Genomic DNA, 10,816 nt, shown 5'->3' with positions numbered 1-10,816 from the left:
ATCCCTGCCTATGGATGACAACTACTTCTTAGTGCCCAAGGAAAGGACTTGACCGCGGGAGTCGCATGGCAACGACCGCCGCCCGAATTGCATTTTTTGTTCCACTTCAGACCGACGACTGATCTGCCGGGCGCGGAAACCGCGTGTCATTCACCTGTCCGGCGGATTGTGCGTTGTTGAAGACCGTAGATCTCCACCTCGGAAAGATGGAGATACTCCTTGCGAGGGATCGAAATCCGAACGTAGCGTGCTTCCACAGGTGAGGCAGAGGACCACACCAGTGGCATTCCTGCGCTATATCCGCCGAAGATTTGACCGGGCTCAGTGCTGAATATCAGCTTCCAGAGCTCGCCGTCATTCGAGCCTTCGACTACAATGGGCGACGTTCGGCGCTGCATCCATTCGGGAATGCGGTCTCGGTTGAATATGCGAATGGCGAACACTTGAGAGGGTTCTTCAAGGTCTACCATCCACCACGGGGTTTCGATATTTTCAGTATGAAATCCAAGCGCTTTTGCTGGATTGCCATTTACTGCATTCCCGGCGTCTTCCTCCAGGGTCGATCCAACGGACCACTGGCTCAACGAACTTTGTGTCGCTCGCTTTTTGAGCGCGAGGTTGGGCATCGAAAGATCTATGGGAGGATGTCCATCGAATTGGCGAACCGGCTGGTAGCCCCGCAGCCTACCAACTTCGAGATAGTGGTGCAGTGGATCCTCGAACCACCCTTCGCTTATCTCCATTGCAGCGTCGATGTATCGATGTGCGTACCAGATGGAATCGAAGGTGATGGCAGACCCCTGCGCGGTTCTCGACGGCAAGCCGCTGTCGTAATTTTCTCTCGGCACACGCAGGAATGGAGCGGAAGTCTTCAGTAGAGCAACCTGATTGCGCGATATCTCTTTCCATCTACCTGATATCCGGCGATGGTATTCCAGGCTCTGTTCCTCCGGAATTCCATAGTTCAACGGAAATAGAAAGTATCTATAACGAGGATCATCGATCGGCAGCAGATCGACCTCGCGATGATGCGCCGGGTTGTAGAAACCACTGAGCGGAAGGAAGATCGTTTGCGCTTGGGAAAGCCATGCCGCTAACCAGGAGAACGTGCTGACCGCAACGACAATGTTCTTTGCTGAACGAATCAAATCAAAGTCGGCCCTGGCTCCTTGGCTGTCGTAGAAGACAGCTTTTGGGAAACGAGATCTAAGTTGTCGTACATACTCTGAATCGCCGAGCTGTCCGACAAACACCGGATTCAGTCCCGTCGAAGCGACCACATCCTCATAGAAATCTATCGGAAGAAGCGGATAGTGAGCTATGCCTTGTAGGATTTCAGCAGTTCGAATATTGATTAGTAGATCACCCTCGCCAATTTTCCGTTCCGGAGAGCTGTATGGAAAAAGTGAGTGATAAGCTTGAGGTGGGTCAAGGAACTCCATCCTCTGCAGATGGTCAGCCATCATTATTCGCACCGACTCGCTTCTGTTCGCAAGACGGCAAATCTCACCAACGTGAGGTCGAAAGGCATCCCAAGTCCACAAATCTATGTTGTCAAGAAAAATCTGACTTTGCGTATCGTCTGGAATTTCAATGCCCCATTCCGGGATCGAAACGCCAACAACGCTGCATTCATCAATGCGCCTAGACATTGCCAAAGCGCCCATATACTGAATCATCTTGTTCGCTACATTGCCTCGATGCCTTAAGGCAATGACACGCTTGCGCGCAAAGTAGTGTTCCGACGACACCTGACTCATTTCGTTACACTTTCTAAGAAAGTCTGTCTTCTCCACTTCGGTGAAAAATTGGGAAATTCGCGCATAGATTACCTTGAATGATCACCAGATCCGGCACCAAGCACATAATAATTGACCAAATTGTCGATCTGAAGCGCGCGGTGCCGCGTCATATGCCTTGCTTTGACAAGACGCATTCCGGCGGATCTGATCTCGTCCACAGCGGGCCGGTTGCGGTCGTCCAGAATCCAATCCACCTTTTCCAGAAGATCCTCTTTCGCAGCAAAAATGCATGTTTCGTGATCCACGAAACCGAGTTCGTTCATTTCCTTTTCGATCAGGCGATCGGTCAAAAGCAATGAACCTGCCGATGCGATTTCAAAATTCTTGAGATGAATGTAGCGATAAGAATGGCCATCGCAAAAGCAGCAAAGGTATTTTGAGAGTTCCTCGTAGTATCGTACTCTAACAATGGCCGGGCTGTCGTCGTTGTATTTTCCCGCGTAGCCAGGATGATCCAATACGGCCACCTTGCTGGGATCGAGACCGGCCGCATATTTCCTCAGAGGTCGATCCGCCGCGATGCTTCCCGACACGAGCACCTTGGAAATCGGCGTTTCATTGAACACGATACGCTCGAAGCCTTTGCAGCCTTCCATCGCCGACGAATATGGAACCCAGTTCACTGCACGATGGGTGAAGTGGTTCTGAAACTCGTACGCATATGGGCTTATGACGACATCGGATGAAGCGACAAGGGAGCGCAGCAAAGTGTCATAGCTTGGATTGTAACTTACAAGGTCGTCTATTTTCAAAAATTTAAGTGCTAAAAAAGCATCGAGAGGTATGGATATGCCACCCTGGTAGGCTATCAAGAGAGCCGAATATGAGTTCAGGCGCTCTATTGTGCTTTCGGCGGCAAAGTCCGTCGATCTGCAATCTATGATGTCGAAGTCATAGTCTTCATTCAATAGCCGAACCAAATAGAAGTGCTCGTCTGCAAGATAGGACGATAGCCAGCCGATGTCGCAGATGACGGCCTTGCGGGGAGCGTGGGACAGCGTGTCTGCGGCAGCTCGAATGGTGGGATGGACGAAGTGGCTTTGAATCCGGCTCTTGTCGAAATCGGCGTGGTCGGTTCGCCATCGGATGGTCTCCCGGCTGCTTTCCGTGCACCAGTTTTCCGAAGCGATGAACAATTCCCAAGTGCTGCAAACAGGAGCCCTGAGTTCCACGTGGCCATTAGGTATGGCCGACAGAAACACGCCACCGGATCYCAGTGCCAGCAAGCCACGTTCGAGGGGGATCAATTCGAGCGCATCCGCATCTGCTGGCCGATTCTGCCGTTTCGCCTGTGAGGCGGTCAAACAGGCGTCATGAAAGCAAAGGACCGGTTCGGGCAAACCGATGCCGGCATTGAGCAACCGACCCTGCCGGTATGCGCCTGCCAAACTCATCTCCGGTTCAAAGAAAACGTTTGCCGGGACGCTTTCGACGGGGCCGTGTCGCAGCTCGCCTGTAGGTTGGTCGACATACAGCACAGTGCCGAACGCTGTGAACAACCGCGCGGGTTTGAAAGACGGACCGCTCGTGTGGCTGCGCGCAAGCCGCAGTCGGTGTTTGATGAAGAAATCCACATTGTTCTTGAGCCGCTGATTGCCGGCATCCAGTTCGACCGCCTTTTGCCCCCATTCCACAGCTTGATCCATCGAATTGAGTTTCCATGCTGCCGTGGCGCCAAGCTCGTACAGCCGGGCCCCCCAGCAATGCGCTTCGTCCAGATAACTGCCGGTGCGGCGCGTCTTCTCGATCCCATTGCTGCAGGCCCAGAGCAGGTTCAGCCAGTCGGCCTTGCCATGGAACTCTTCGGCCATGTCAAGCCAGATTTCGCGCCGATGGGGGGCCTCCATCCGTGCCTTGTCCAGCCAGGACAATTTCTGCTCCGGTTGCATGCGCGCGATGTAGCGCATTGCCTCGGAGCGTTCTTCGCCCCATGTGCTTGTCGGCAATGCAAGGTAGTGCTCAAGCAGTTGGACGGCCCGCTCTGGCTGGTTGGCCCACATCAAGTCCCGTCCGAGCCAGAAGCATATTTGAGCGTCGCCGGGGTCCTCCTTATGTGCCACTTCCATCAGCGGCAGGTAGTTGCTCCTTGTTGGCTTGGCGAGGTCCTGCACCTCGAACATGACGATCTCACTGCTGTTCGTGGTGACTTCCCTCTCTCCGGTGAAGACCAGAGCCTCGTGGACGGGCCGCTTGAAGCGATATCCCCAGCGATGGTGAAAGTTCTTCGCCGGCCAGCTTCGCAGCGGTGTCGGGTCCTCGACACTCGATCTGTAGATCGTCTGGCAGTAAAGGGCTGTCGTCTCGGGGGTCCAGGCAGCCTCAAGCTTCGCCCGCCAGCCAGGCGCAAGAAACCGGTCCATGTCCATCGTACAGCATACATCAACGTCAGGCGGGATCAGGGCCATGGCGGCGTTGCGGGCGTCGTCGAAGCGCCAAGGGCGGACTGCTATCCTGTATACTGTCACCCCCGCCTCGGTTAGTCGCTCCACTGTGCCGTCCGTGCTGCCGGTGTCGACCACAATGCGATAGTCGGCGTCGACGGCCGAATTGGCCCAGCGCTCCGCGTTTGCGGCTTCGTTCAAGGCGATGGTGTAGACCGCAACTTTCAAATCAAGCCCCTTCACTCAACGTGCGATGATACACCTCGCCTGGTGGACAGGCCCGACGCGCCCTTGCGGATAGCCACCAGGCCACCGAGCAGCCTTGCCCGATTCAGCTCATAGTGACTGTCGAAGAACAGGATCTCGGCGAACTGATCGGCAAGCGCGTTCACACCCAGCGGATCGAGCGAGCGCCCGCTGCCATGCTGCTGGATCTCCCGCAGCAGGTTCTTGGTAAGCGTGATGTTGCCGGCGTCCTCGCCCGGCGGCTGCCAATCGAGGTCCTCGATGAAGTACCAGCCACCCTCGGCGAGCAGCGGGAAGAACTCGCGGAGCGTCAACTGCTCGTCGAACGAGGCGTGGCTGCCGTCGTCGATGATCACGTCGAGCGATCCCGGTTCGACCTTCGCAGCGACGCCGCGCAGATCGTCCAGCTTGGACTGGTTGCAGACGAATGATTTGAATCTTTCGTCGTTGAGCTGCGAAAAATTCGTCAAGTCGACGCCGATCACCTGACAGAACGGAAAATAGCTCTGCCACAGGCTGACTGAAGGCATCTCGGTCTGGCTGCCTTCCCTGAAAACATTGTATAGGCCGATTTCCATCAGCCGCCGCATGGACAGCCGTCGGGCCGACAGCAGGCGATCGTAAATCCTTGCGTAGCAATGGCGGTTGCCGGTGTGCCGGTTCTTGTCGGTGTTGAAGCGGTCGGCGAGACTTGTGAATGTGGGGAAACTGTCGAGCGGGCTGATCAGCTGAGAGATCAGCGGCGCCCCTTCGCCGCCCGGTTGAGCGTCGTTTCGCGCCGTCCAAAGATGGAGGCCGACTACGCGATCATCGTTCAGATAGTCAGCCAGTTCCGCTATTGGCTTCTCGAACCGGTCGATCTCAGTCCAATCGATCGTGTTGAAGAACATCGGGCTGAACACCCATTCCTGCAGTTCGGATCCCCTATCGGAGGCAACATAGTCAGACAGCAGCTTGGGGCCGATATCTCCAAACTCCTTGCCGTCGGCATGATGGAAACGTTCGATCGAAATCTCGTAGAGCGCCCTCAGGTGGCGGCTGTAGGGCTGGGCATACATGACGTTGCCGCAGATGAAGTGGCCCTTGTGCGCTCCCCGCCATTGCAGATTGAAGAAATGATCGCCGCGGAAGGGGAAGGGCCGCAGCATGACGACATCGCAATCCATCCATAGCCCGCCATGCTCGTACAGCACGGCGTAGCGGAAGACGTCGCTGAAATACCTGATCTCGGAGCCGGCGACGATCCGCTCGAACATGGCGCGCGGCATGACGTCGTCGGCATTGCGGATTTCGATCCCATGCGGGATGAGGAATTCGAGCTTCTCCGGTGCATAGCTCCACACCCGCACCGGATGACCCGCCGCTCGCATCGACGCTGTGGCGGCAATCAGGGTACGATGCTCGGCCTTGTCGGACATCACCTGATAGAAGCAATTGATCTGGGGAAGTGCGGTGTCGTCGCTGCCAAGGAAGGGATCGATCCGCGCGTCGAACTGGCGCGATCGTTCTCGCCGCTCCCGCGGAGAATCGACGTCGCGCAGAAACGGCGCAAGCTCATAGAAGAACTCCTCCGTTGACTTCACGCGGCCGGAGGCGATGGCTTCGACCAGCACCCCGCTTCTGTCCCCCGCCGCGCCATCACGGTCAGGCTTCATCCGCGTTTCCGTTGGAGGAGCGGTATGCGCTGAATAATCTGGCTGGAGCCGCGAGGCCGGCGACGACAGCGTCAGCCCGGACGCTGTGTCAGCCACACCCGATGGCAGGCTATCCACATCCTCCAGCAAGGCCTGGACCTCACCCGCATCGACAGTCGCGATCCAGGACTCGCTGTCGGCCACACCGTAAGAAATCAGCAAACGCGCGTCATCCGGATGCCAGGCTAGACCCGCAGCGAATTCAGGGCCCTTCTTGTTGAAGAAGAACGGACGGCTCACTTTTCGCAGAACGCTTGTTTCGTCGAACCAGACGAACCGATGCATGCACCAATGGAGCTTCTCCGCAAACCTCCATTGCACTTCCTGAATCAATGTCAGCCAGCCGCCGGCGAAAGCGATCAGTTGAGTTCCTCCCCCGAACTTATGGGTCGCGATCGCGGGAGACGTCTCAAGGACGGTCGCAGCATGCTCGTCCAATATCCGGAGGGAGTCACCAAAACAGATGAATTGCAGCTTCTCGCCGCCTGCGGCAGGCTTGACTTGCGGCATCCAGTTCTTCTCGTGCACCCGCGGTCCTGCCGGATGGAGCACGCGCCAGTCGGTCAGCCGGCTGGCGCCACCCTCGTCGATGCGCGCGATGACCTGTTCGCACTGACCCTCCGGTTTCAGTTCGCGCACGCACGAGACGCCCCACAGCGCATCGCGCCAGCCGAACGGGCGCATATCCTCAAGATCGCGGTCGCGCGCGAGTTCCGGCATGTCGGCCGGCGGCAAAATCTCGCTCGCGGACTGGATGGCGAGTTCAGCGCTCAATCGGAGCAGGAAATTGCGCGTGTGAACCGGCACTCCGTCCGGCGTGTCGTATCGAAGGTTGTCTTCGGTCCGGGTGAAATTCACCGTCCGCTGCAACAGCACGATCTGGCCGCCCCACCGGGTCACCGACGGGTTTGACGGCCGATAGCCGTCGGGCGCCGTGAAACCGACCGGACGCGCGCTGAAGGACGGCATCACCGTCTTGGCGGGCTGCACATAGAAGAACAGGTTCGACCACGCCAGATCCCTGGGGCCATCGGCGATGGTCCGGTTCAGCGCCAGCCAGTTGCACGCCGCGAAGCCGCGGTCCTTGCGCACGGGATCGCGCGCGTAGTTTGCCGCGATCGCGTACTCCTCCAGCAGGCCTGTCGTGTAGGCGTAGTCCTCAATAAACAGGATGTCCTGGTCGGGTCGCTTGATCGCCAGCCCGGCTTCCGAAAACAGCACGCTGGCGTCATTCATCCCCTTCTCGCGGTAGAACCGCGCCAGGTCATAGAGCGGCTCGGCACGTTGCGGCCGCTGATTGAAGGCGGCAAGCGCCTGGCCGATGAAGCCAGCCTCGTCGCCAAGCGTGCGCAGACAGCGCGCCTCTTGCAGCCGGGCGTTCCACGCCTCCTCGTCCCAGCCGCCCATCGCGGCGCGCTTGGCATATGCCACCGCGGCCTCCGCCGTCCGCCCGGCGTCGCGGTAGGATTGCGCCAGGTAGAACCAGTAGCGCTGATTATCCGGATCCTTTTCGAGGGCCTCCAGCAAAAGTCTGGCATCGCGCTCGAATTTGTCCACCCGGTTCGAGCCGCTGGCGTGGTCCTTGTACCAGGCGCTGCGTAGTTCTTGCACGCCGCCGGGCACGTCGAGATACTCGTGGGTTACACCACGGTAGCGTGCGCCAGCATCGCGCCTGACAATGCGCGTGTTCCAATAGGCGAGGCCTGAATCCGAGCGTTGCAGCAGCCGGTAGCCTGGACCGTCGAGCCCCTCGCGGAAGCCCGTATCCTCGACCATCAGTTCCATGTCGGCGTCGTCGAACAGCAGATAGTCATAAGCGAGCGGCGAGGCATAGGCGTGATCGAGCGCGGCGTTGCGCGCCTGCTCGAAATTGTGGAATGGAAATTCGTGCAGCTCACCTGGCAGGTTGCGTGCGGCGAAGAACGACTTGACGAAATCCTGTGTCCCGTCGGTCGAGCCGGTATCGCCGATGACCCAGCAGTCGATGTGGCTCGCAACTGCGCCGAGACAGCGCTCGAGATTTGCCATCTCGTTCTTGACGATCATGTTGAGACAGAGGCGCTTGCCGCTTGTCATATGCTGACTGTCTGCTCCCCGGATAACTGCGGGTCGAGGCGGTCACTTTTATGCCGTCGTGCCGTCTGGGGCAGCAATCCGCTCCGATGCGGATTTGTCCGACCTTCATGCCCCATGTGCAATACCCCCCTGCCTCGGCCATTCGCATGACCCGTGTGCAAAGGATAGTTCGTCCCTTCCTTTGCAAACGCGACCCCCACGCTATCCATTGTTAGCTAGCGCTGTCCGCCGCCGCAAGGGTCTCGCCGTCCCGCTGAACCAGCCGTTGGCGAGCAAACGCTCCGTTCGGGTCGATCGCTCACTTCGCCGTGATTTCGAGGGCACGACGCGAACCAGGGGGCACCTTTAAGCCTCGGATTTTTCGAAGGGTTTGGCCCACGAGCGCCATGTAGATGTCGACCGAAAAGTAGTTACCCGTGGTCAACAATTAACAAATTGATAACAGGGTTATTTACAACTTGCTAATTTTAGATTTTACTAATGTCTTGTGCATGGGAGGGTAGCCGTGGACCGGGCAGGAGGCCTGTCGGTCTGCGCAGTCTGTCAGCCTGGAGAGTGTCTGGAGCAAGTCACTTCGTGCGTGAGGGCGCATAGAGTGTGCGGTGGCGTGCAAGTGAAGACGTCGTGACGCCTTGAACTCAAGGCCAGCGTTTTCCCAACCCGATGTTCCCTCGCTAGCAGTCGGTTCCCTCGCAAGTCGTCGTCGAGAAATCGAGACACGCGTAACGGGAGTTGGCTGTGGTAGGTGTGATACCGCGTATGAAACGATGCGGCCGCGACGCGGGCGCCCGCTTCGATCACCCCCTCAATCATCCGCAGCCGGCCGCCGGCAGGGAACGCCCACGTGCCCGCGGGCCTCTCAATCACCTCAGCGAAGACAAGTGGCGCGCCGTTCGATCGAGCGTGACGAAGAGGCCGTCAAGCCTTGCACGCCCGCCTCGTAGACCTGCCCGTCATACGCGGATGCGCGCGGGGCCGATAGCAGCCGCGAACGGCTTCGGCGAGCGCGTGCGCTCGGAGGCAATTGAAACCAGCGATTGAACCTAAGGGTACGAACAAGAGAAGCAGGTGGCCCAGCCGCCGCCGACCGAGGAGAACAACGATGAGCTACATAGCAGGGTTTGCGGTCATGGAAGTCGCCGTTAGAGGCGTCTTGCCTATCGGCGATACGACCGAAAACGTGCCTTATTTTATTCTGGACACGGCCAAGAACGCCATCGTCGGTCAGGTCGTTCTTCCCAAAGCCGTCAAGCGAAGCCTCGCCGTCGCTCTCACTGTCAAGGTTCCGGCCGCAGCCGGCGCATTTGCGATTGGCACGTTTGAAGATGGCGGAAACTTCCAGGCCTGCAGCTTCCTCCGCGTAGAGAGCCCCGCTGTCAAACATCCCGACGGCGCCGTCGGCCCGTCCGGAAGATGACGGCGCCCGTGCTCCTTCTCCCTACGACCGCTCGCCGGCCAAGCCGGTGGGCGGTTTCCCCTTGAATCGAATTCGAAGCCAACAGGAGCCAGTCATGGCCCGTGCCTCTGAAATTCTCTTCGTGGATCCTTCAGTCTCCGACCTCGAGACGGTTCTCGGCAACGTGCGACCGCAAGTCCAGGCTGTCGTGCTCGATGGCCGCCGGCCGGCCGCACAACAGATCGCTGCCGCGCTCGCAGGGCACGAAAGCCTCGATGCGATCCATATCATGGCACATGGCGCACCTGGCCGGGTTGGCTTCACTTCAGGAGAGTGGTCGGCCGGGACGTTGAAGGAAGCGGCTGACGATTTTGCCGCGATCGGCAGGGCGCTTGCCGCGGACGGCGAGCTGCGGCTGTGGAGCTGCGAGACGGCGTCGGGGGATGCGGGCGAGACCTTCGTGGCGGCGCTGGAAGAGGCCGTCGGCGCGGATGTCCGTGCATCAAGATCGCTGGTTGGTGCAGCCGCCCTGGGCGGCTCCTGGGAACTGTCCGCACGTGCAAGCGCGCCCACGCCGCCGCCGCTGACCCCGGATGGAATGGCAAGTTACGCCGGGGTGCTGGCGGTTGATCTGACACTCACTGGCAACTTGACTGTTCAGAATGGCTCCGCAACCATTAACACCTACTATTTAATAGATACAACAGCAAATCCTGATGTGTTGGTTGGCAGCTTTCCACTGCCTCAATCGGGTAATGGCGTTGTCAGCGAATTTGCGGTAACTATTTCAATACCAAATGAAACTCATACTTATGTGATTTACGACGCCGGCTTCAATTTATACGGCACACTTACTCCAGGCGCCGGTAATACTTACAATTTCGCAGCGGGTCCCTCCAATGGATCCGGGGGCAATCTATTTGATGTTGGGAGCTTCAGCACCAGTACAGTTGGCGCGACGGGCCCGGCGGGCCCGACCGGCGCTACGGGAGCGACCGGCGCGGGTGCGACCGGAGCCACGGGTGCAACCGGAGCGACAGGCGCCACGGGTGCTACCGGCACAGGTGTGACCGGAGCCACAGGTGCGACTGGCGCAAGCGGCCCGACCGGTGCGACTGGCGCGAGCGGCCCGACGGGTGCGACTGGCGCGAGCGGCCCGACGGGTGCGACTGGCGCGAGCGGCCCGACCGGTGCGACTGGCGCGAGCGGCCCGACCGGTGC

The 10,816-nt window shown here is 58.8% G+C and carries 5 protein-coding genes; 2 read left to right on the top strand and 3 right to left on the bottom strand.

The features are described from left to right. Window positions 1-146: 146 nt before the first annotated feature. From AC1D0I_RS31570 to AC1D0I_RS31560, 3 genes are all read right to left on the bottom strand, one after another. On the bottom strand, window positions 147-1,760 hold the full coding sequence (locus AC1D0I_RS31570; protein ID WP_477400060.1) for a discoidin domain-containing protein: 1,614 nt from the start codon (window positions 1,758-1,760) through the stop codon (window positions 147-149). Window positions 1,761-1,828: 68 nt separating this feature from the next. Beyond that, window positions 1,829-4,411, bottom strand: coding sequence for a tetratricopeptide repeat-containing glycosyltransferase (locus AC1D0I_RS31565; protein ID WP_477400058.1), 2,583 nt, complete (start codon window positions 4,409-4,411; stop codon window positions 1,829-1,831). A gap of 11 nt (window positions 4,412-4,422) precedes the next feature. Then, the gene (locus AC1D0I_RS31560; protein ID WP_477400056.1) at window positions 4,423-8,199 is read right to left on the bottom strand and encodes a glycosyltransferase; all 3,777 of its coding nucleotides are present in this window, start codon (window positions 8,197-8,199) and stop codon (window positions 4,423-4,425) included. Window positions 8,200-9,301: 1,102 nt separating this feature from the next. On the opposite strand from AC1D0I_RS31560, the gene AC1D0I_RS31555 reads away from it, so the two are divergent. Next, window positions 9,302-9,616 carry a hypothetical protein gene (locus AC1D0I_RS31555; RefSeq protein ID WP_477400054.1) on the top strand — a complete coding sequence of 105 codons (315 nt, stop codon included), beginning with the start codon at window positions 9,302-9,304 and terminating at the stop codon, window positions 9,614-9,616. Between the two features lie 94 nt (window positions 9,617-9,710). Continuing rightward, the coding region (locus AC1D0I_RS31550) for a DUF4347 domain-containing protein (RefSeq protein WP_477400052.1) at window positions 9,711-10,816 on the top strand (1,106 nt) is incomplete at its 3' end.

Source organism: Mesorhizobium sp. P2_D1, assembly GCF_056404455.1.
The sequence above is the reverse complement of the archived record's forward strand: the minus strand, read 5'-3'. Positions and strand labels throughout refer to the sequence as shown.

Bases quoted from the DNA above. Each gene is read 5' to 3' on its own strand.
- AC1D0I_RS31560 (WP_477400056.1), bottom strand. From the start codon at position 8,199: ATGACAAGCGGCAAGCGCCTCTGTCTCAACATGATCGTCAAGAACGAG.
- AC1D0I_RS31570 (WP_477400060.1), bottom strand. From the start codon at position 1,760: ATGAGTCAGGTGTCGTCGGAACACTACTTTGCGCGCAAGCGTGTCATT.
- AC1D0I_RS31555 (WP_477400054.1), top strand. From the start codon at position 9,302: ATGAGCTACATAGCAGGGTTTGCGGTCATGGAAGTCGCCGTTAGAGGC.